Genomic DNA, 20791 nt, shown 5'->3' with positions numbered 1-20791 from the left:
ACTAGCCCCGTTGCCACAGCGCGTAGTACACCTGTCCGGTTTTTTTCTCCCGGTGCAGGCGCCAGTTGGCAGGCAACTGCAAGGTCGATGGAGCCGCTTCGCTCTCGGTGTATACCCATGCTTGCTCGCTCAGCCACTGGTGCTGTTCAAGCAGATTGCAGGTGTCTGCCAGCAACTGTTGATGGAAGGGTGGATCAAGGAACACCAGGTCGAACTGCTTTTTTGCAGGGCCTTGCAGATAACGCAAGGCATCGGTCTGCAGGATCTGCCCCCGTGGGCAGCGCAGGAGCTCGAGGTTGTTCTTGAGGTTGGCGATGGCCGCAGGATTGCTGTCCAGCGCCACGGCATCTTCAGCCCCGCGAGACAGGGCCTCCAGCACCAAGGCTCCGCTGCCGGTGAAGGCATCGAGCACGTGCGCGCCCTCGATGTAGGGTGCCAGCCAGTTGAAAACCGTCTCGCGTACCCGGTCAGGCGTAGGGCGCAAGCCCTCGCCGTCGGGCACGGCCAGGCGACGGCTGCGCCATTGGCCCGCGATGATACGCAGGTGGCCCTGGCCCTTGCTCTGGCCCGGTTGCTGGCGAGCGGGAGGGTTGGATCTTGGCATTAGTGCTCCGGTACCCCGAGCGGTTGCCCGGAGGGTTTATCAGTGGGGGCTGGCAGTGGCTTCTGCGGCACCTTCGGGCCAACCGTGACGATGACCAGCTTGTCGGCAGACAGGTGCTTGTTCATGGCGTCTTTAACCTGTTCGACGGTCAGGGCCTGGGACTGCTGCATGAAATCTTCCAGCCAGCTCAATGGCAGGTTGTAGAAGCCGATGGCGCCCAGTTGGCCGACAATGCTGGCATTGCTGGCATTGGAGAGCGGGAAGCTTCCGGCCAGCTCGCGCTTGGCATCGTCCAGTTCTTGCTGGGTAGGACCGCTGCGCAGGTAGTCGGCCAGAATACCCTGAACCAGCTTCAATGTCCCTTCGCTGAGCTCGGCGCGGGTTTGCAGGTTGATCATGAACGGGCCGCGCACTTGCATTGGGCTGAAGGCCGAATAGACCCCGTAGGTCAGGCCGCGCTTTTCCCGCACCTCGCTCATCAGCCGCGTCCCGAACGCGCCGCCACCGAGGATCTGATTGCCCAGTGACAGGGCTGGCCAATCCTTGTCCTGGCGATCGATACCCAGCTCTGCGAGCATCAGGTGGGTCTGCTGAGACGGAAACTCGATGTGGGTGAAGCCTGCCTTGGGCTCCGTCGGTTGGGCTGGAGCAGGCAAGGCCGGGCCTTTGGGCAGACCGGCTGAAACCTGCGCGGCAATTGCCTCGGCTTCGCTGCGGTTCAGGTCACCCACCAGTGCGATGACGGCATTGCCAGGCGTGTAGGCCTTGGCGTGAAACGCTCGCAACTGCTCCAGGGTAATGCCAGTGATGCTTTGCGGTGTTCCATCGCTGGGATGCGCATAAGGGTGTTCGCCGTACAGGTTGGCGAACAGCGTCTTGCCTGCGAGCTTGCCGGGATTCTGCTTGTCGTATTCGAAGCCGGCCAGCATCTGGTTCTTGAGCCGTTTGAGCGCATCCTCCGGGAAGGTGGGCTTGCCTGTGACTTCGGTAAACAGCTTCAAGGCCTGGTCGCGCTTGTCCTTGGCACTGAGGCTACGTAGCGAGGCGACGGCCATGTCGCGGTACGAGCCGTTACCGAAATCTGCGCCCAGGCCCTCGAAGCCCTGGGCGATGGCCGTCACATCCTTGCCCTGTACGCCTTCGTTGAGCATGGCGTTGGTCAGCGCCGCCAGGCCTGGTGTGTCACCGTCCTGGCTGCTGCCGGCAGCGAAGGTCACGCGCAGGTCGAACATCGGAAGCTCGCGGGCCTCGACGAACAGCACCCGCGCGCCTTCAGCCGTGTTCCAGTGCTGGATGTTCAACTGGCGGGTGGTGGGCGCCTTGCCATCAAGCTCGGCCAGGGACTGTAGAGTGTTGGCCTGCCGGGCTTGTGCATTGCCAGCCTTGGCAGCGTCCTGGGCCAGTGCCGGTACGGCCAGCGCAGCCGTCAATGCCCAGGTACAGATACCCGTGGCCAGCCAGTGGGGGCGGTGCAAGCGACGGTCACTCATGAGCGGACTCCTCGGGCAGAACATGGGCAACGCTCAGGCGTTCGCGGGTGAAATAGGTACGGGCAGCTTGCTGGATGTCCTGAGGGGTAACGCGCTTGAGTTCGTCCAGCTCGCTGTCGATCAGCTTCCAGGACAGCCCGACGGTTTCCAGCTGGCCGATGGTGGTTGCCTGACTGCTGATTGAGTCGCGGTCATACACCAGCCCGGCGATGACCTGGGCGCGCACGCGCTCGAGCTCTTCTGCCGTGGGCGGAGTAGTCTTGAGTTCATCCAGCAGTTGCCAGATGCCCTTTTCTACGTCTGCCAGGGTTTTTTGCTTCTGCACGTTGGGTGTGGCTGAAATGAGGAACAGGCTGTCGCCGCGCGTGAAGGCGTTGTAGCTGGACGAGGCGCCGGCCACCAGTTCCTGCCCGCGCTCCAGTCGTGCGGGCATGCGTGCGCTGTAGCCGCCGTCGAGCAAGGCCGAGATCAGACGTAAGGCATGCACCGTGCGAGGGTCCTTGGCCGTGGGCAGGCCGGGTACGTTGAAGCCGTAGATCAGGCTTGGCAGCTGGGTGCGCACGTGCAGGGTCAACTGACGCTGGCCGGGCTCAGCCAGCTCCAGCGGCAGCTTGGCCGCAGGTGTGTCCCGGCGAGGGATAGCGCCGAAGTACTTCTGGGCCAGGCCCTTGACTTCCTCGGCGGTGACATCGCCCACCACCACGAGCGTGGCGTTGTTGGGCGCGTACCAGGAGGTGTACCAGTGGCGCAGCTCCTCGACCTTCATGCGCTCCAGGTCGGCCATCCAGCCGATGGTCGGGGTGTGGTAGCCACTGGCCGGGTAGGCCATGGCCCGAAACAGCTCGAACGCCTTGGCATTGGGCTGGTCATCGGTGCGCAGGCGGCGCTCTTCCTTGATGACCTCGATTTCACGGCTGAACTCGTCGGCTGGCAGACGCAGGCTGGCCAGCCGATCGGCCTCCAGCTCGAAGGCAACCGGCAAGCGATCACGCGCCAGCACCTGGTAGTAGGCGGTGTAGTCGTCGCTGGTGAACGCGTTCTCTTCGGCGCCCATGTCCCGCAGGATACGCGAGGCTTCGCCGGGGCCGACCTTGGCACTGCCCTTGAACATCATGTGCTCGAGCGCATGGGAAAGGCCGGTCTGGCCAGGCGTCTCGTAGCTGGAGCCGACCTTGTACCAGATTTGCGAGACCACCACTGGCGCGCGATGGTCTTCGCGCACGACCACTTTGAGGCCGTTATCCAGGATGAATTCGTGAGTGGGTTGCACATCGGCGGCGAAGGCCGCAAGCGGGAGGCACAGCGTGCCGAGCAACAGGCCAGCGGCGCGGCGGGCTAGAGCATTCATACGGTGTTTAACCTGTTCGGCGGCCCGCTGGGTTTAGCGTCGGCAGGCCAGGAGGTGCTAGGATACTGATCCGGTTGCCTGGCGACCATGCCTGTCGCCGTTCTGGCCTGCAGGACATCAAGACAAAACGTTGCGCATGAACCAGCCGGCTTCTAGATAGTCTGTTCTGCGTAGAAAGAATTCCTGATGCGCCCTAGCGGGCCATCGCTACCCTGAGATAGCCGTCTTCCATGTTTGGTTCCAACGACGACAAAAAAGCGCCGGCCGAGGCTGGCGAGAAGAAAGGCCTGTTCGGCTGGTTCCGCAAGAAGCCGCAGCCACCTGCGCAAGCGGACGTGCCGGCGGAAAAATCCCCAGCTGTCGAAGCGCCCGCACCAGCTGATTCCGAGCGAGCGGAGGTGCCTGCGCCGCTGGACGAGCACGCCGCTGCGGCCCCGGTCGTTGCGCCGCGTGCGGAGCCTATACCCCCTGCTCCCGTGACGGCTGAGCCCTTGCCAGAGGTCGCCGTGCCCGAGGCACCGGCGCCGGTAGTCGATCCTGCACCGCACGTGCCCGCGCCTGTTCAAGCGGTCGCGCCTGAAGCCGAAATCCCTGCCCCCGTGAGCAACCTGGTGCTGCCGGTTGCAGAAGAACCCGTGGCGCTGGTGCCCGATCTGCAAGCCAAGGCGCCACCGGTCATTCCGGATCGCCCGGCGCCTGCGCCAGCGGTCCAGCCCATTGCAGAGCCGGCCAAGGTCGATCTGCACGTCGAGGCCGAGGCTGCCCCGCCCGTCGAGGCCGCCCAGGCCGAGCCTGTGAAAGCAGGCTTTTTCGCCCGCCTCAAGCAGGGATTGTCGAAAACCAGCGCCAGCATTGGCGAAGGCATGGCCAGCCTGTTCCTGGGCAAGAAAGTCATCGACGACGACTTGCTCGACGAGATCGAGACTCGCCTGCTGACCGCCGACGTCGGGGTGGAGGCCACGTCCACCATCGTTCAGAACTTGACGCAGAAGGTGGCTCGCAAGCAGCTGGCCGACGCCGATGCGCTGTACAAGTCCTTGCAGGAAGAACTGGCCGCGTTGCTCAGGCCTGTCGAGCAGCCGCTGGTCGTGGCGGCGCAGAACAAGCCTTATGTGATCCTGGTGGTAGGCGTCAATGGCGCTGGCAAGACCACCACCATCGGCAAGCTGGCCAAGAAGCTGCAAATGGAAGGCAAGAAAGTGATGCTCGCTGCAGGCGACACCTTCCGGGCCGCGGCGGTCGAGCAATTGCAGGTGTGGGGTGAGCGTAACCGCATCCCGGTGATCGCGCAGCACACCGGCGCCGACTCCGCCTCGGTGATCTTCGACGCGGTGCAGGCAGCCAAGGCCAGGGGCGTGGATGTGCTGATCGCCGATACCGCCGGGCGCCTGCACACCAAGGACAACCTGATGGAGGAGCTGAAGAAGGTCCGTCGCGTCATTGGCAAGCTCGATCCCGATGCACCGCACGAAGTGCTGCTGGTGCTCGACGCCGGTACTGGCCAGAACGCCATCAGCCAGGCCAAGTATTTCCACCAGAGCGTGGAGCTGACCGGCCTTGCGCTCACCAAGCTCGACGGTACCGCCAAGGGGGGTGTCATCTTCGCCCTGGCCAAGCAATTCAAGCTGCCTATCCGGTTCATCGGTGTTGGTGAAGGGATCGATGACCTGCGCACCTTCGAGGCCGAGCCGTTCGTCAAGGCCCTGTTCGCCGAGCGAGACTGACCATGATTCGATTCGAACAGGTTGCCAAGCGCTACCCCAACGGCCACGTGGGGCTGCACGAGCTGAGTTTCCGGGCGCGTCGGGGCGAATTCCTGTTCGTCACCGGGCACTCGGGCGCAGGTAAAAGTACGCTGCTGCGCCTGCTGCTGGCCATGGAGCGTCCTACCAGCGGCAAACTGATGCTGGCCGGGCAGGACCTGGGCCAGATCAGCAATTCGCAGATCCCGTTTCTGCGCCGCCAGATAGGCGTGGTGTTCCAGAACCACCAGTTGCTGTTCGACCGCACGGTCTTCAACAACATTGCCTTGCCCCTGCAGATACTGGGCTTGTCCAAGGCCGAGATCGCCAAGCGCGTGGACTCGGCGCTGGAGCGGGTGTCTCTGGTCGACAAAGGCGAGCTGTACCCTGCCGACCTGTCGACCGGCCAGCAGCAGCGCGTGGGTATCGCCCGCGCCATCGTGCACCAGCCAGCCCTGCTGCTGGCCGACGAGCCAACGGGTAACCTGGACCCGCGCCTGGCTGCGGAAATCATGGGGGTGTTCGAGGACATCAACCGATTGGGCACAACGGTCTTGATCGCCAGCCACGACCTGGCCCTGATCGCGCGCATGCGTCACCGCATGCTCACCTTGCAGCGCGGGCGTCTGATCGGCGACGGGGAGGCCGGACAATGAGTACGACACGATCACCGAAGGTCTCCGAGCGCGTCGCGCCTAAACCTGCCGACCCACAGCCTGCGAAGAAACGTGGCGCAGGCTCCGACGATGACGGTCCGGACCTGCGATCGCTCATGCATGCCTGGCTCGAGAGCCATCGCGCCAGCCTGGCGGATAGCTTACGGCGACTGGGCAAGCAGCCCATTGGCAGCTTCTTCACGTGCATGGTGATGGCCGTGGCGCTGAGCATGCCCATGGGGCTGTCGTTGTTGCTCAAGAACATCGAGCAGTTGGGCGGGTCCTGGCAGCGCGCCGCGCAGATATCCCTGTACCTCAAGCTCGATGCCAGCAGCCGTGACGGCGAGGCGTTGCGCGATGAAATCAAGGGCATGCCTGGCGTAGCAGAGGCGCAGTATGTCAGTCGCGAGCAGGCGCTGCAGGAGTTCCAGCAGCAATCGGGCCTGGGCGAGGCGCTGCGTGAGTTGCCCGACAACCCACTGCCCGGCGTGGTCGTGGTGACCCCGACCGAAGTCGACAAGCCGGCCTTGGAAGCGTTGCGTCAGCGCCTGTCGGAGTTGCCGCGCGTCGATGTAGCGCAGCTGGACCTGGTGTGGGTCGAGCGGCTGGCGGCCATCCTCAAGCTTGGGGACCGGTTCGTTTTCGGGCTGGCCGTCATGCTCATTTCTGCGCTGCTTTTAGTAATTGGCAACACAATTCGTCTACATATCGAGAACCGCCGTGTCGAGATCGAAGTGATCAAGCTGGTGGGGGGCACCGATGCGTACGTACGCCGGCCTTTCCTGTACATGGGGGCCTTGTACGGCCTGGGCGCGGGCCTGTTGGCCTGGGCCATCCTGGCGTTTGGCCTAGGGTGGCTGAACGAGGCCGTGGTGAGCCTGTCCGGTCTGTATGGCAGCGATTTCGCCTTGGGTGGCGTACCTGCCTCCGATGGTCTGTCGCTCTTGATCGGAGCGGTGCTGTTGGGGTATATCGGTGCATGGATTGCAGTCGCCCGCCACTTGAACGAGCTGGCGCCGCGATAGTTTTTATTGGCCAGCATTGGCCTGGGCGTGCCCGTTGGAACTTGTACCTGGGCCCCAGGTCTATGTAGGCAGCGCCTGAAAAGCGCGAGTTCAGTAAGTCGGAGGTTCTTGAATGACCACATCGTTGCAACCTGCGTATGCCCTGGTCCCCGGTGCAAACCTGGAGTCCTACGTGCATACGGTCAACAGCATCCCGCTGCTGACTGTCGAGCAGGAGCGTGATCTGGCTGAGCGTCTCTATTACGAGCAGGACCTCGAAGCTGCTCGGCAGATGGTAATGGCCCACCTGCGGTTCGTCGTGCATATCGCCCGTAGCTATGCCGGTTATGGGCTGGCCCAGGCCGACCTGATCCAGGAAGGCAACGTTGGCCTGATGAAGGCCGTCAAGCGCTTCAACCCTGAAATGGGCGTGCGCCTGGTGTCGTTCGCCGTGCACTGGATCAAGGCCGAGATTCACGAGTTCATCCTGCGCAACTGGCGTATCGTCAAGGTGGCGACCACCAAGGCCCAGCGCAAGCTGTTCTTCAACCTGCGCAGCCAGAAAAAGCGTCTGGCCTGGTTGAATAACGACGAAGTGCACCGGGTTGCCGAAAGCCTGGGGGTCGAGCCTCGTGAAGTCCGCGAGATGGAAAGCCGTCTGAGCGGTCACGACATGGCGTTCGATCCGGCAGCCGAAGCCGATGACGACAGTGCCTTCCAGTCGCCTGCGCATTACCTGGAAGACCACCGTTACGACCCGGCAGTACAGCTTGAAGATGCAGACTGGAGCGACAACTCCACCAGCAACCTTCATGAGGCCTTGCAGGGTCTGGATGACCGTAGCCGGGATATTCTGTACCAGCGCTGGTTGGCCGAAGAGAAAGCTACCCTGCATGAGCTGGCCGAGAAATACAGCGTGTCGGCCGAGCGTATTCGCCAGTTGGAGAAGAACGCGATGAACAAGGTCAAGGCCTTGATCGCAGCCTGATCGTTCTCTGTTCGACAAGAAAGCCGCTGCCCCGCAAAGGAACAGCGGCTTTTTCATGTCTGCCCTGTACGCGGTGCCAGGCTCAGGGCCTGCGTGATGTGTCCAATTGCATCAAGTAGCTTGGCCCACCCAGCTGGCTCATCTGGCGGCGAATCCAGCCAGCACGGCTGGCCACGTAGGTGCTTGGCTTCCCAGCATTCCACTTGAGAGGGCTGGGCAGCACCGCGGCCAGTTGCGCGGCTTGTTGCCGGCTGAGTTGACTGGCCTCCACACCAAAGTGATGGCGAGCGGCTGCCTGGGCGCCGAACACACCCTGGCCCCACTCGGCACTGTTCAGGTAGACCTCAAGAATGCGCTGCTTGGTCCAGAACAGCTCGATCAAGCCGGTGAACCATGCTTCCAGCCCCTTGCGCAGCCAGCTGCGCCCCGGCCACAGGAACAGATTCTTGGCCACCTGTTGGGTCAGGGTGCTGGCTCCGCGCACGCTACCGCCACGCTCGTTGAAAGCCAGGGCTGCCTGGATGGCGGGTATGTCGAACCCCCAATGGCTGGCGAACTTCTGGTCTTCGCCAGCGATGACCGCCACCTTGAGGTCATCGGAGATATGGTCCCAACCCACCCATTCGCGCTGCAGATCAATCGGTTCGCCGCTCACCCACGATTGCACCTTGCGCTCGAGCATCAACGCCGTACCGGGCGGGGGCACCCAGCGAAACACCAAAACCAGCACGATACTGACGGCAGCAAACCAGAGCAGGGCGCGCAGAAGACGTCGGAGAAGGTTTCGCAGCATAGGGTGGCTTGGCCGGACGTTTGGGAAGGGCCATTATACAGACCCGATTGGAGGAGTCGTCTCATGCTTCGCAGCTTCCTGATGCTTGCCGCTTTTTTCGGCTTTACCGGCGTGGCCCTGGGCGCCTTTGCAGCCCACGGCCTGAAAAATCGACTCAGCGCTGACTACCTGGCTATCTTCCACACCGGTGTCACCTACCAACTGGTTCACGCGCTGGCGCTGTTTGGCGTGGCATTGCTGGCGGTCCATCTGCCTGGTCGGCTGGTGGGTTGGGCGGGTTATCTGTTCGTGCTGGGTATCGTGCTGTTCTCCGGCAGCCTGTACCTGCTGACGCTGACCGGCATCAGCAAGCTGGGCATGATCACGCCCATCGGTGGCCTGTGCTTCCTGGCAGGGTGGCTTTGCCTTGGGCTCGCCGCGTGGCGACTGGGCTGACTGCCCAGTCCACATTAACGACTAATGGCGTGCGGTGGCCTTGGGTTGCGCGGCCTTTCGGCGCTAGAATGCGGGCCCCAAAGAACAATGGTGGCCGTGAGCATGCGTATCCAACTGAACGGTGAACCCTACGAATTGCCTGCTGGCGAAAGCGTCGCCGGGCTACTGGCACGCCTTGAGCTGGCTGGCCGCCGCGTGGCGGTAGAGCTGAATCAGGACATCGTGCCGCGCAGTCAGCATGTCACCACCGCGCTGAGCGATGGCGACCAGGTCGAAGTGGTGCACGCGATTGGCGGCGGCTGACCGCTGTCGGCAACCCAACGGCAGGCCCCGCAACCTTTTCCCGAGGAACAACGATGAGCAACGTTCGCAGCGACAAGCCCTTCACCCTGGCCGGGCGTACCTTCCAGTCGCGCCTGCTGGTAGGCACCGGCAAGTACCGTGACATGGAGCAAACCCGCCAGGCCATCGAGGCCTCGGGTGCCGAGATCGTGACTGTGGCGGTGCGCCGCACGAACATTGGTCAGAACCCGGGCGAGCCGAACCTGCTGGACGTACTGCCACCGGACCGCTACACCATTCTGCCCAATACTGCCGGCTGCTATGACGCCGTCGAAGCGGTGCGTACCTGCCGCCTGGCCCGGGAGCTGCTCGATGGGCATAACCTGGTCAAGCTGGAAGTGCTGGCCGACCAGAAAACCCTGTTCCCCAACGTAATCGAAACCCTCAAGGCCGCCGAGGTGCTCGTCAAGGATGGCTTCGACGTGATGGTCTACACCAGCGACGACCCGATCATCGCCCGCCAACTGGCCGAAGCCGGCTGTATCGCCGTCATGCCCCTGGCTGGCCTGATCGGTACAGGGCTTGGCATCTGCAACCCCTACAATCTGCAGATCATCCTCGAAGAATCCAAAGTACCGGTGCTGGTGGATGCTGGCGTAGGCACTGCCTCCGACGCCACCATCGCCATGGAAATGGGATGCGAGGCGGTGCTGATGAACTCGGCCATCGCCCATGCCCAGCAACCGGTATTGATGGCCGAGGCCATGAAGCACGCCATCGTGGCGGGTCGCATGGCGTACCTGGCCGGTCGCATGCCCAAGAAACTCTATGCCAGCGCCTCTTCGCCGCTGGATGGTCTGATCAAGTAAGAGCCCCTGATGACTGATTCGCAAGATCTGCCGAACGCCGCCGACGGCGACGCCCGCCCACACCGCCGCATCAAGAGCTTCGTGATGCGTGCCGGGCGCATGACCGAAGGCCAGCAGCGCGGCCTGGACCAGGGTGGGCCGCTGTACATCCTGCCGCTGGCGGACAGCCCGGTCGACTACGACCAGGTCTTCGGCCGCTCGGCACCGCGCACGCTGGAAATCGGCTTCGGCATGGGTCATTCCCTGCTGGAAATGGCCGCCGCTGCGCCTGAGCAGGACTTCATCGGTGTCGAGGTCCATCGCCCAGGCGTAGGGGCGCTGCTCAATGGCGTGCTCACCCAAGGGCTGACCAACCTGCGGGTATACGATTGCGATGCCATCGAGGTATTGAACCGTTGCGTGGCCGACGACAGCCTTGACCGCCTGATGCTGTTCTTCCCTGACCCTTGGCACAAGGCGCGCCACCACAAGCGCCGCATCGTCCAGCTGGCGTTCGCCGAGTTGGTACGGCGCAAGCTCAAGCCCGGCGGCGTGTTTCACATGGCCACGGATTGGGAACCCTATGCCGAGTACATGCTGGAAGTGATGAATGCAGCCCCTGGCTATCGCAATCAAGCAGCGGACGGTACCTACGTGCCGCGCCCGACCGAGCGGCCGATCACCAAGTTCGAACGCCGCGGCGAGCGCTTGGGCCATGGTGTCTGGGACCTGAAATTCGAAAAGACCGCGTGACCCGCTAAGCCTGACGCTGTGCGGATGGACAAAAAGCTGCCTTGCAAGCGCTAGTATTTGGGGCCACGGCGCGGCCCCAGCGATCTTGATGAACAGCATCATTCTGCAAGGTCGGTTTTTGAGTGCCGACAACCACGGGGGCTAACGCCAGGGCGTTACGTAAAAGGCGGCCGGACTGCTACAGCTTCAGCCGCGACGGTCCGCCACCACGCCGATCAGCGCCAGGACCACCAGCAGCACAGGCGCCAACGCGTAGTTGTTGAACTGGCTCAGCCCCTTCAAAACCCAGGGTGTGGCGTAGATCAAGGCCGCGCCGCTGCCGATCATCACCAGCAATGCCATCAGCGGCACCCGCAGGGCCCCTGTCAGCCCGCCCAGGCGCTGCTCGGCCCAGGCCTTGATGTCCGTCCCGAACAGCACCAGCAGACAGCCTACCAACGCCAGAGAAATCTCCGACAAGTTGCTGCGGCTCCAGCGGGAAATCGTCGCGAGCAGGTCGAGTACCAGATCCATGGGTCATCCTTAGGTCAAGAAATACTGCAGCAAGTCATTGAGGAACAGTTGGCCCCTGGGCGTTGCCACCAGTCGATCCGGTTCGACCTGCAAAAGCCCCCTTTGTTCTGCCAGGCGACGGGCTTGGGCGAGCCGTGCGAGCGGCAACCCGGTGCGGTCGGTGAACAGCTGCGCTTCCACACCCTGGGTCAGGCGCAGCGCGTTCATCAGGAACTCGAAGGGCAGCTCGTCCTCGGGCAGCTGTTTTTCGCCGGCCTTGAACGGTTTGGCCAGGTTCAGGTAGTCCTTGGGCAGCCGGGTTTTCCAGGTGCGTACGATACGGCCGTCCGCATAGGTGAGCTTGCCATGGGCCCCGGCACCAATGCCGATGAAGTCTCCGAAGCGCCAGTAGTTGAGGTTGTGGCGGGCAGCGCGCTCGGGCTGAGCGTAGGCAGACACCTCGTACTGGCCGAACCCATTGGCCGCCATCAGGCCCTGGCCGGCTTCCTGGATGTCCCAGAGGATATCGTCCTCGGGCAGCTCGGGCGGCTGGTTCCAGAATACGGTGTTGGGCTCTACCGTCAGTTGATACCAGGACAGGTGCGTGGGCCCGAGCTCGATTGCCTGACGCAGATCGCCCAGGGCGTCGTCCATCGATTGGTCGGGCAAGCCATGCATCAGGTCCATGTTGAAGTTGTCGAAGCCTGCGGCCCTTGCCATGCCAGCAGCGCGGATCGCCTCCTCGCCGTTGTGGATGCGGCCCAGCGCTTGCAGCTTGGCGGGTTGGAAACTCTGCACGCCAATGGACAGGCGGTTGATGCCGGTCTGGCGATAGGCCTTGAACTTGTCCTGTTCGAACGTTCCCGGGTTGGCTTCCAGGGTGATCTCAATGTCCGAAGCGAATGGGATGCGTTGCTCGACGCCGCGCAGCAACCGGCCCAGGGCATCGGCACTGAACAGGCTTGGTGTGCCACCACCGAAGAAGATCGAGGTGATGACGCGGCCCTGGACTGCGGCCAGTTCCTGGTCCAGGTCGGTCAGCAGCGCCGCAACGTAGGCCGCTTCGGGCAGCTCAGGCCCCGCGGCATGGGAGTTGAAGTCGCAGTAGGGGCATTTGCGCACGCACCACGGGATGTGGATGTACAACGCCAACGGCGGCAGCTGGCTGATGCCCGGTGCCTGGATGAGCGACGACGTCAGGGTCATGCCAGGCCCAGACGTTGACGCAGCAGTGCCATGGCGCGGGCACGGTGGCTGATCTGATTCTTGTCAGCCGGGGTCAGGTCGGCGCTTGAGCAATCACGTTCTGGCACCCAGAACAGTGGGTCGTAGCCAAACCCGTGTTCGCCGCTTGCCTTGAGCAGGATGCGACCATGCCACAGGCCTTCGCACAGGATTGGCAACGGATCATCGGCGTGCCGTACCAGCGCCAATACACAGACGAACTGCGCACCGCGCTCGGCCTCGGGTACGTGCTTCAGTGCGTCGAGCAACTTGGCGTTGTTGGCGGCATCGCCTTGGCCGTCGGCATAACGCGCTGAGTAGATGCCAGGTGCACCTCCCAGGTAATCCACGGCCAGACCGGAATCGTCCGCCAAGGCGGGCAGCCCGGAAATGCGCGCGGCATTGCGGGCTTTCAAGATGGCGTTCTCAACGAACGAGAGGCCGGTTTCTTCCGGCTCGACCTGGCTGAATTCGCCAATCGATCGCAATTGCACGGATTGACCGAGCATCGCCTGCAGTTCCTTGAGTTTGCCGGCGTTATGGCTGGCCAATACGAGTTGCTGGAAATTCATCATTCGCCTGGGAAAACGTCCTGGTTGAAGCTGAAGGAGTGACTGACACCACCGGCTTGGACACCTAGCTCGAAGACGACGGTCTCAGGGTGTTCGATCTTGAATTGGGCGACGTAAGACGCGGTGCCGTGGTCGGTGACCTGCTTGAAGGCCAGGGGCTCCTTGCGACCGGTCAGGTCCTTGACCGCGCCGCTGACCACGGCCGTGATGGGTTTGCCGGCTCTGAGTACGGTGAGGCTGAGCACGCCCTGGTGACGGCTGCGGACCAGGCCTGTGGCCGCTGCGACCTGCGGGGTGAGCATGCTTGAGGTAAACGCGCCGTAGTGCACCGTGATATCGCCAAATACCTCTTTGCGAGCAGCGCGTGCAGTATCGGCTGCCAGTGCTGGCATTGCCAGACACAGGCTGATCAAAAGCAGGGCAAGGCGACGCATGGTGCAGATTCTCCTGGGTCAGACCGCGAGTTGATGTGCCTGCGGGCCGGGGCTGCTGACGCGGTAGATACCGATTTCGCCCAGAAGGTTAGGCCACAGCCGGCCGCCCAGACCGTTGCGGTGCATATGATCCACCGCCAGCCGGTCCAGCACCTTGGCCTTGCGCTCGTGGACCAGCTCTTCGAAGTCGGCGAAGGTGCAGAAGTGGATGTTAGGGGTGTTGTACCAGGTGTACGGCATGAAGTCCGAGACGGGCATGCGGCCTTTGGTCGCCAGGTACCACCGGCAGCGCCAGTGACCGAAGTTGGGGAAGGTGATGATGCACTGGCGACCGACGCGCAGCATTTCGTCCAGGATGCGGTCGGGGTACTCCACCGCCTGCAAGGCCTGGGTCATGATCACCACATCGAAACTGTCGCTGGCGAAATTGCCCAGGCCTTTGTCCAGGTCCTGCTCGATGACGTTCACGCCCTTGGCCACGCAGGCGGCGATATTGTCCCCGTCGATTTCGAGGCCGTAGCCGGTGACCTGCTTGCGGTCGCGCAGCGAAGCCAGCAGCTCGCCGGTACCACAGCCCAGGTCCAGTACCCGGCTGCCGGCGGGAATCCAGTCGTGGATGATTTCCAGATCGGCTCTCATGCTGTCCTCAGAGGGTAATGCGGTTCATGTAGTTCGAGAAACCCTGCATGTAGCGAGGCGTGGGAATCAGGAAGGCATCGTGGCCGTAGGGCGAGTCGATTTCCAGGTAGCAGACGTTCTTGCGCGCCGCCATCAGGGCATCGACGATTTCCCGCGAGCGGGCCGGCGAGAAGCGCCAGTCGGTAGTGAACGACATGATGCAGTAGTTGGCCTTGACATGGGCCAGGGTCGCGGCCAGATCGCCATTGTGCGCCGCCGCCGGGTCGAAGTAGTCCAGTGCTTTGGTCATCAGCAGGTACGTGTTGGCATCAAAGCGCCCGGAGAATTCTTCGCCCTGGTAGCGCAGGTAGCTTTCAACCTGAAATTCCACACTGTGGAAGTCGTAGTTGAGCTTGTCACTCTTGAGCTCGCGACCGAATTTCTCACCCATCGAGTCATCCGACAGGTAGGTGATATGCCCGACCATGCGTGCCAGCATCAAGCCCCGCTTGGGAATCACGCCCTGATCCTGGAACGAGCCGCCATGGAACTCGGGGTCGGTGAGAATGGCCTGGCGCGCCACCTCGTTGAACGCGATGTTCTGCGCGGACAGCTTGGGCGCCGAGGCGATATCGATACAGTGGCGCACGCGCTCGGGATAGCTGATGGTCCATTGCAGCGCTTGCATGCCGCCCAGGCTGCCACCCACCACGGCGGCCCACTGCGCGATGCCCAGGCGCTCTGCCAGGCGGACCTGGCTGTGAACCCAGTCTTCGACGGTCAGGATTGGGAAGTCGGCGCCATAGGCCTTGCCAGTGGCCGGGTTGATGCTGCTTGGCCCGGTGCTGCCATTGCAGCCGCCCAGGTTGTTCAGGCTGACCACGAAGAAGCGGTTGGTGTCGATGGGCTTGCCTGGGCCGATGCAGCTGTCCCACCAACCCGGCTTGCGGTCAGTGGCAGCGTGGTAGCCCGCGGCATGGTGGTGCCCAGACAGGGCATGGCAGATCAGTACTGCATTGCTCGCGCTGGCGTTCAGCGTGCCATAGGTTTCGTAGACCAGCTCGTAGCTGCTCAGCGAACGGCCGCAGGCCAGAGCCAGCGGCTCGTCGAACCGGGCGGTCTGGGGTACGACCAGACCGACGGAATCTTCTGGAAAGACAGTGGACATCGACCCTGCTCACGCTTGACGGAGGCGTAAGTCTAAAGAGCACCACCCCCAGCGGCAAGCGCAGGCTTGTCGCCAGGGTGCTGCCGGGTCAGATCATCCGCCACAGCTCCTGCGGCATGCCAGCGTAGGCAGCCAGTGGTGGCATGACGAACGACTGGATGACCTGAATGGCCAGGAACGCGAAGATCGGCGAAATATCCATGCCCCCCAGGTTTGGCACGATACGGCGGAACGGCGCCAGCACCGGCTCGCTGATCTGATACGCAAGCTCGGCCGCCGGGTTGTGACTGTTCGGCGCTACCCAGGAAACGATCACCATGACGATCATTGCCACCCAGAAGATTTTCAGGAACAGCGAGGTGATGCCGATAATGGCCCACAACAGCAGGTGCAGCACATCACCGAAGGTGCCGTAGGTCACCATCAGCACGAACCCCATCAGCAGGGCCTGGATGAGCACGGCCAGCAGCAGCGATGAGGTATCCAGCCCGGCGATGCTGGGTACGATCCGGCGGATCGGCTTGAGCAGCGGTTGGGTCGCGCGCACCGTGAACTGGCTGAGCGGGTTGTAGAAGTTGGCCTTGACCAGTTGCAGCACAAAGCGCAACAGGACGATCACCAAGTACAGGCTGACCAGTGTTTGCACCACGAAAATCGCGGCGCCGGACAGTGCATTCATTTGAAACTCCTTATTTGCCCAGTTGCTCGGCCAGCTCAGCAGAGCGTGTGGCTGCAGCGTGCAGCGCCTGCTCCACGATGGCCTCGAAACCACTGGCCTGGAACGATTTGATAGCGGCTTCGGTGGTGCCGGCAGGTGATGTCACGCGGCGGCGCAATTCGGCGGCGTCCACATCGCTGGCAACCGCCATGCGGGCGGCGCCCAACGCCGTGTGCAAGGTCAGCTCGGTGGCGGTCTCCCGAGGCAGGCCGAGCTTCTCGCCCGCCGCAGTCATGGCCTCGATCAGCAGGAAGAAATACGCAGGGCCGCTACCGGAGACGGCGGTCACTGCATCCAGTTGCTGCTCCTGTTCGAGCCAGAGCGCCGTCCCTACCGCCGACAACAGTTGCTCGGCCTGCTGGCGTTGCTCGGCCGTGACTTCGGCTGTGGCGTACAGGCCACTGACGCCCTGGCGCAGCAGCGACGGCGTGTTGGGCATGCAGCGCACTATCGGGTGGCTGCCCACCCAGCTCTGCAGGCTGGCGCAGGTGATGCCCGCAGCGATGGACACGATCAGCTGGCCTTCCTTCAGGTCATCGCGCAAGGCCTGGCACACGGTCTTCATCACCTGCGGCTTGACCGCCAGCACGATCACATCGGCGCCTTCGATGGCCTGTGCATTGTGCTCGAAGGTTTCGATGCCCTGTTCGGCCTGGAGGCGAGTACGGGTTTCGGCACCGGGGTCGCTGGCGCGAATGTGCGTCGCCTCCACGCCCTGGGCACGCAGACCACCGATCAGGCTTGCGGCCATGTTGCCGGCGCCGATAAAGGCAATACGTGTCTTGCTCATGTCAGGTCCTTGTTAGGAAAAGTGAGTTAAGCATGTCATCAAGCGTTGCCGTAGTCGCGGGCACCAAACAAGGCGGTGCCGATACGGACCCAGGTCGCGCCTTGAGCAATTGCCGCTTCCAGGTCATGGCTCATGCCCATGGACAGGGTGTCCAGGCCCAGCCCGAGCGCGTCCTGTAACTGGCGCAGCTGGGCGAACGCTGCTTCCTGGGCGTTACGATCATCGGTAGGTTCGGGGATTGCCATCAGCCCACGCAAACGCAGGTTGGGTAGGGCAGCCACGGCCTCCACCAGTGCGGGCAGTTGCGCGGGTGCGCAGCCGGCCTTGCTGGCCTCACCGCTGACGTTCACCTGAAGGCAGATGTTGAGCGGCGCCAGGCCAACTGGGCGCTGTTCTGAAAGGCGTTGGGCGATTTTCAGGCGATCCACGGAATGCACCCAGTCGAAATGCTCGGCAATGGCCTTGGTCTTGTTCGACTGAATGGGGCCAATGAAGTGCCAGGTCAAAGGCAGGTCGATGAGTTGCTGTTGTTTAGTCAGCGCCTCTTGTAGGTAGTTTTCCCCGAAATCCTGCACGCCTGCGGCGTGGAGTTCGCGTATGGCGGCGGCCGGCTTGGTTTTGCTGACGGCCAGCAACCGGACGTCGGCGGGATTACGCCCGGCAGCCTGGGCACCCCGGTTGATGCGGTCGCGAATCGAGGAAAGGTTGTCTGCTAGGGTGGACATAGATCGAGGCCGGCAGCTGAAGTTTCGCCGCATTTTACCTGGTTGAAGGCAGATGGGGAGTCTCATGGATGTGACAGACCTGCTGGCGCTTGCCTTGAAGGCAGGTGCCAGCGACCTGCACCTGGCTGCAGGCCAGGCGCCGACAGTGCGCGTGCATGGCGTGCTGCAACGCCTGCCCGTGCCGATGGCAACGCCGGATGGATTGATGCGAAGCATGGAAACGTTGCTCGACGCCGACCCGTATCGGCAGTGGGTCGCCGGTCACGACCTGGACCTGGCACTGGAGCTGCCCGCGCTTGGGCGGTTTCGCGTGAACCTGTTCAGGCAGATGAACGGCCCTGCGCTCACGTTCCGCTTGATCCCCGCGCGGCTCGCCTGCGCCGAAGCGCTCGGCCTGGGCGAGATTGCCCAAACCATTGGCCAATACCGTGACGGTCTGGTGCTCATAGGTGGGCCGACGGGCAGTGGCAAGACGAGCACGTTGGCAGCCCTGCTCGATCAGATGAGCCGCGAGCGCGCGCTGCACATCGTCACCCTCGAGGATCCGATCGAGGTCGTCCATGCCAGCCATCAGGGTGTGGTCAACCAGCGTGAGGTCGGCCGAGATTGCTGCAGCTTTGCCCAAGGCCTGCGCAGTGCGTTGCGTCAGGACCCCGACGTGATCGTGCTGGGCGAGTTGAGGGACCTGGAAACCATTCGTCTTGCACTGCGTGCCGCCGAAACAGGTCATCTGGTACTGGCAACCGTTCATACACGCTCAGCGGTGAACAGCATCGACCGGGTAGTAGAGGTATTCCCTGCGCAGGGAAAGGCATGGGTGCGCGCGATGCTGGCAGACTCTCTGCGAGTGGTAGTGGCGCAAGTGCTGGTTGGCCGCCGGGGCGGTGGGAGGGTCGCGGCGCGAGAAGTGCTGGTGGTGACGGATGCAGTCCGCAATCTGATCCGCGAAGGGCGCATGGCCCAGCTCCATTCGGTGATGCAGACCGGCGCGGCAGAGGGTATGCAAACCTTGGACGGGGCCATGAGGCAACTTCGAGCGCGCGGGCTGCTCGCTGAGTGATGCAACCAGGGCCGCTACCCACCACCTAGGGTTGGCAGCGGAGCGGCCCTCCATGGGGTTGTCATGAGGCAGGGTTAACGCTTGGCCAGGCTAAGCTGTTGCTTTTCCTTGGGCAGTACGCGTTTGGCGACCACGTAGTGTTTCTGCCAATAGGGCTTGCTCAAGTTATCGATGCTCACCCGCTTGCCGCGACGCGGCGCATGAATGAAGCGGTCATTGCCCAGGTAGATGGCAACATGGTTGACGCGGCGGCTCTTGATGTTGAAGAAGATCAGGTCGCCCGGCTTGAGATCGCCCTTGGCAACCTTGATGCCGTGACCGCTGGCCATGGCGCTGGAAGTGCGAGGCAGGTTGACCTCAGCCACGTCGTTGAAGGCGTAGCGAACCAGGCCGCTGCAATCGAACCCTTTTTTCGGGCTGGTACCGCCCCAAACATAAGGGGTGCCGAGCATGTTCACGGCACGATCGAGCACGGCGCTGCTTTGCTTGCTCGAAGCAGCCGCCACCGTCTTGCCACGCGACTTACTGGCAGCGTTGCCAGGGCGGGCGTGCAGGGTGGTCTGCTTGATGGGCGTGCGCTTTACCGAGGCGTTGGTGGTGTAACCGGTAAAGCCGTTGGGAAGACGTTGCTCACGGTTGGTGGCGTGGGCGGCCAGGGGCAATAGTAGGCAGAGGGTCAGCCATGTCTTGATCAAAGGCGGCATAGATGAAGCTCTTATGAATAGTTGTGTGTTGGGCGCGCAACTTTATAACAGCTTTTTGATCAAATTTTGATCCGCTGGTCGATTCTTGCTTACCATCCGTCGGCCTTGGCGGAAAAAGTCACAACTTTTTATAGAAAATTTAATCAGCAACCCACGAGGGCCATGCATGAACACTTATCAACAGGGCGCGCCCTTCCACGACACCCACAGCAAGGTGATCGGCTACTTGCTGTGGATTTTCGGCTTTACCGGCTCGCACCGTTTCTATTACGGCAAGCCCATCACCGGGACGATCTGGTTCTTCACCTTCGGGCTGCTGGGCATTGGCTGGCTCATCGACCTGTTCCTGATCCCGGCCATGGACCGCGAAGCCGACCTGCGTTTCCACTCTGGCCGAATCGACTACAACATCGCCTGGATACTGCTGACGTTCCTGGGCATCTTCGGCCTGCACCGCCTTTATCAAGGCAAGTGGATCACCGCCATCATCTACTTCTGCACGGGCGGGTTGTTCCTGGTGGGCGTTCTGTATGACTTCTGGACGTTGAACGGGCAGGTGTCCGAGCGCAATGCCGGCCAGCGCTGACCGTTAGAAACGCTGGCGCGGCCTGGCCAGGCCGCGCCAGCCTGTGGGCACTGACTGCTATTGGCGGGTCTGACGCTGTTGCAGCAGCAGGTTACTGAAGCCCGCGCCGGCCAATTGCTTCTGGGCGACGGTCAACTGCTCGCGGTTGCTGAACGGCCCGACCAGCACCCGGTACCAGGTTTCGTCCTTCACCGTGCCGGACTCCACTTTCACGCTCTGCCCCAGCAGGATGATCTGCGCGCGCACCTTGTCGGCATCGGCCTGCTTGCGGAACGAGCCTGCCTGGAGGAAGAACTGCGTGGTTGCCGCCGGCTTGATCACCGGAGGGGCAGGCGGTGGTGTCTGGCCCAGCAATGCAGCTTGGGCGCGTGCGGTGTCGATCTTGGCGGCCTCTGCCGGGGTCACTGGGGTGACCGGCTGGGCTGGCACAGGTGGCGTCTTCTCGGGCACTGCCTCAGGCGGCACGATGACTTCCGACTCCGGCAGCAAGGTGTAGAAGTCGTACTTGGGCTTTACCGGCTGTTGCGGGGTGGCCTGGGTCGACTTCCCGGCTTCGACCGTCTTTTCGGTTTTCTGCTGTTCGGGCTTGGTGCGTTTGATATCGCCGCCACCGGGTTCGAGCTTCATCAGAAACACGATGAACGCACCGATGGTCAGGCCGACTGCCAGCCATACCCAGCCGGGCATGGGCTGCTTGGCGGGCGCCGTCTGACGACTGGCGCCACGTTTGGGGGCAGGTTTCTTCTTGGCAGCCACC

24 protein-coding genes and 1 pseudogene are annotated in these 20791 nt (G+C 62.8%); 10 read left to right on the top strand and 15 right to left on the bottom strand.

What is annotated here, in order from left to right; genetic code table 11:
* Window position 1 precedes the first annotated feature (1 nt).
* The 3 genes from rsmD to ACF8E5_RS07740 are packed head-to-tail and all read right to left on the bottom strand — an operon-like array spanning window position 2 to window position 3442.
* Window positions 2-604, bottom strand: coding sequence for a 16S rRNA (guanine(966)-N(2))-methyltransferase RsmD (rsmD, locus tag ACF8E5_RS07750; RefSeq protein ID WP_058638137.1), 603 nt, complete (start codon window positions 602-604; stop codon window positions 2-4).
* Entirely contained in the window at window positions 604-2094 is a 1491-nt protein-coding gene (locus ACF8E5_RS07745) for a pitrilysin family protein (protein ID WP_078479283.1), read from the bottom strand. Before ACF8E5_RS07745 ends, rsmD begins: the two co-directional genes overlap by 1 nt.
* Complete coding sequence (locus ACF8E5_RS07740; RefSeq protein WP_392475091.1) at window positions 2087-3442, bottom strand: M16 family metallopeptidase; 1356 nt, start codon at window positions 3440-3442, stop codon at window positions 2087-2089. The genes ACF8E5_RS07745 and ACF8E5_RS07740 overlap by 8 nt, the downstream gene beginning before the upstream one ends.
* A gap of 230 nt (window positions 3443-3672) precedes the next feature.
* On the opposite strand from ACF8E5_RS07740, the gene ftsY reads away from it, so the two are divergent.
* From ftsY to rpoH, 4 genes are all read left to right on the top strand, one after another.
* Window positions 3673-5166, top strand: coding sequence for a signal recognition particle-docking protein FtsY (ftsY, locus tag ACF8E5_RS07735; protein WP_196185515.1), 1494 nt, complete (start codon window positions 3673-3675; stop codon window positions 5164-5166).
* Between the two features lie 2 nt (window positions 5167-5168).
* Window positions 5169-5840 carry a cell division ATP-binding protein FtsE gene (ftsE, locus tag ACF8E5_RS07730; RefSeq protein ID WP_023532835.1) on the top strand — a complete coding sequence of 224 codons (672 nt, stop codon included), beginning with the start codon at window positions 5169-5171 and terminating at the stop codon, window positions 5838-5840.
* Window positions 5837-6865, top strand: coding sequence for a permease-like cell division protein FtsX (ftsX, locus tag ACF8E5_RS07725; protein ID WP_058602895.1), 1029 nt, complete (start codon window positions 5837-5839; stop codon window positions 6863-6865). The genes ftsE and ftsX overlap by 4 nt, the downstream gene beginning before the upstream one ends.
* Window positions 6866-6977: 112 nt before the next feature.
* Window positions 6978-7832, top strand: coding sequence for an RNA polymerase sigma factor RpoH (gene rpoH / locus ACF8E5_RS07720; protein WP_023532728.1), 855 nt, complete (start codon window positions 6978-6980; stop codon window positions 7830-7832).
* 82 nt (window positions 7833-7914) lie between these two features.
* On the opposite strand, the gene mtgA is transcribed toward rpoH, so the two are convergent.
* Entirely contained in the window at window positions 7915-8625 is a 711-nt protein-coding gene (gene mtgA / locus ACF8E5_RS07715; RefSeq protein WP_058602896.1) for a monofunctional biosynthetic peptidoglycan transglycosylase, read from the bottom strand.
* Window positions 8626-8688: 63 nt separating this feature from the next.
* Here mtgA and ACF8E5_RS07710 point away from each other — a divergent pair, with 63 nt between their 5' ends.
* The 4 genes from ACF8E5_RS07710 (at window position 8689) to trmB (ending at window position 10943) form a co-directional block, all read left to right on the top strand.
* A complete protein-coding gene (locus tag ACF8E5_RS07710; protein ID WP_027913492.1) occupies window positions 8689-9060 on the top strand; it encodes a DUF423 domain-containing protein in 372 nt (123 codons plus the stop codon).
* A gap of 102 nt (window positions 9061-9162) precedes the next feature.
* Window positions 9163-9363, top strand: coding sequence for a sulfur carrier protein ThiS (gene thiS, locus ACF8E5_RS07705; protein ID WP_058603078.1), 201 nt, complete (start codon window positions 9163-9165; stop codon window positions 9361-9363).
* A 53-nt stretch (window positions 9364-9416) separates the two neighbouring features.
* A complete protein-coding gene (locus ACF8E5_RS07700; RefSeq protein WP_023532295.1) occupies window positions 9417-10211 on the top strand; it encodes a thiazole synthase in 795 nt (264 codons plus the stop codon).
* Window positions 10212-10220: 9 nt separating this feature from the next.
* The gene (trmB, locus tag ACF8E5_RS07695) at window positions 10221-10943 is read left to right on the top strand and encodes a tRNA (guanosine(46)-N7)-methyltransferase TrmB (RefSeq protein ID WP_058602898.1); all 723 of its coding nucleotides are present in this window, start codon (window positions 10221-10223) and stop codon (window positions 10941-10943) included.
* 186 nt (window positions 10944-11129) lie between these two features.
* On the opposite strand, the gene ACF8E5_RS07690 is transcribed toward trmB, so the two are convergent.
* The 9 genes and pseudogenes from ACF8E5_RS07690 to ACF8E5_RS07650 form a co-directional block, all read right to left on the bottom strand.
* A complete protein-coding gene (locus tag ACF8E5_RS07690) occupies window positions 11130-11456 on the bottom strand; it encodes a DUF3392 domain-containing protein (RefSeq protein WP_023532330.1) in 327 nt (108 codons plus the stop codon).
* 9 nt (window positions 11457-11465) lie between these two features.
* Window positions 11466-12602: pseudogene (gene hemW, locus ACF8E5_RS07685) on the bottom strand (radical SAM family heme chaperone HemW); the annotation flags it as partial.
* Window positions 12603-12637: 35 nt separating this feature from the next.
* A complete protein-coding gene (gene rdgB, locus ACF8E5_RS07680; RefSeq protein ID WP_058602900.1) occupies window positions 12638-13234 on the bottom strand; it encodes an RdgB/HAM1 family non-canonical purine NTP pyrophosphatase in 597 nt (198 codons plus the stop codon).
* Window positions 13231-13665, bottom strand: coding sequence for a DUF4426 domain-containing protein (locus ACF8E5_RS07675; RefSeq protein ID WP_058638130.1), 435 nt, complete (start codon window positions 13663-13665; stop codon window positions 13231-13233). Before ACF8E5_RS07675 ends, rdgB begins: the two co-directional genes overlap by 4 nt.
* 18 nt (window positions 13666-13683) lie before the next feature.
* Window positions 13684-14304 carry a methionine biosynthesis protein MetW gene (metW, locus tag ACF8E5_RS07670; RefSeq protein WP_058638129.1) on the bottom strand — a complete coding sequence of 207 codons (621 nt, stop codon included), beginning with the start codon at window positions 14302-14304 and terminating at the stop codon, window positions 13684-13686.
* A 7-nt stretch (window positions 14305-14311) separates the two neighbouring features.
* Complete coding sequence (locus ACF8E5_RS07665) at window positions 14312-15451, bottom strand: homoserine O-acetyltransferase (RefSeq protein WP_058602903.1); 1140 nt, start codon at window positions 15449-15451, stop codon at window positions 14312-14314.
* 88 nt (window positions 15452-15539) lie between these two features.
* Entirely contained in the window at window positions 15540-16130 is a 591-nt protein-coding gene (locus ACF8E5_RS07660) for a YggT family protein (protein WP_058602904.1), read from the bottom strand.
* Between the two features lie 10 nt (window positions 16131-16140).
* On the bottom strand, window positions 16141-16959 hold the full coding sequence (gene proC, locus ACF8E5_RS07655; RefSeq protein ID WP_058638127.1) for a pyrroline-5-carboxylate reductase: 819 nt from the start codon (window positions 16957-16959) through the stop codon (window positions 16141-16143).
* A 38-nt stretch (window positions 16960-16997) separates the two neighbouring features.
* Window positions 16998-17684 (bottom strand): YggS family pyridoxal phosphate-dependent enzyme, encoded by a 687-nt coding sequence (locus tag ACF8E5_RS07650; protein WP_182138586.1) that lies wholly within the window; start codon window positions 17682-17684, stop codon window positions 16998-17000.
* Window positions 17685-17748: 64 nt separating this feature from the next.
* Between ACF8E5_RS07650 and ACF8E5_RS07645 the strand changes: the two genes are divergently transcribed.
* On the top strand, window positions 17749-18744 hold the full coding sequence (locus tag ACF8E5_RS07645; protein ID WP_196124611.1) for a type IV pilus twitching motility protein PilT: 996 nt from the start codon (window positions 17749-17751) through the stop codon (window positions 18742-18744).
* A 74-nt stretch (window positions 18745-18818) separates the two neighbouring features.
* Here the strand turns inward: ACF8E5_RS07645 and ACF8E5_RS07640 are convergent, their stop codons facing one another.
* Window positions 18819-19448, bottom strand: coding sequence for a C40 family peptidase (locus ACF8E5_RS07640; protein ID WP_145254059.1), 630 nt, complete (start codon window positions 19446-19448; stop codon window positions 18819-18821).
* 166 nt (window positions 19449-19614) lie between these two features.
* Here ACF8E5_RS07640 and ACF8E5_RS07635 point away from each other — a divergent pair, with 166 nt between their 5' ends.
* Window positions 19615-20034 carry a TM2 domain-containing protein gene (locus tag ACF8E5_RS07635; protein WP_023532338.1) on the top strand — a complete coding sequence of 140 codons (420 nt, stop codon included), beginning with the start codon at window positions 19615-19617 and terminating at the stop codon, window positions 20032-20034.
* A 57-nt stretch (window positions 20035-20091) separates the two neighbouring features.
* Here the strand turns inward: ACF8E5_RS07635 and ACF8E5_RS07630 are convergent, their stop codons facing one another.
* Window positions 20092-20790 (bottom strand): SPOR domain-containing protein, encoded by a 699-nt coding sequence (locus ACF8E5_RS07630; RefSeq protein ID WP_023532748.1) that lies wholly within the window; start codon window positions 20788-20790, stop codon window positions 20092-20094.
* Window position 20791: the final 1 nt, after the last annotated feature.

It is taken from the genome of Pseudomonas sp. WSY_20, assembly GCF_043104335.1.
Classification (GTDB): domain Bacteria; phylum Pseudomonadota; class Gammaproteobacteria; order Pseudomonadales; family Pseudomonadaceae; genus Aquipseudomonas; species Aquipseudomonas parafulva_B.
Note: the sequence above shows the minus strand (reverse complement) of the source record. Positions and strands in the feature narration are given on the sequence as shown.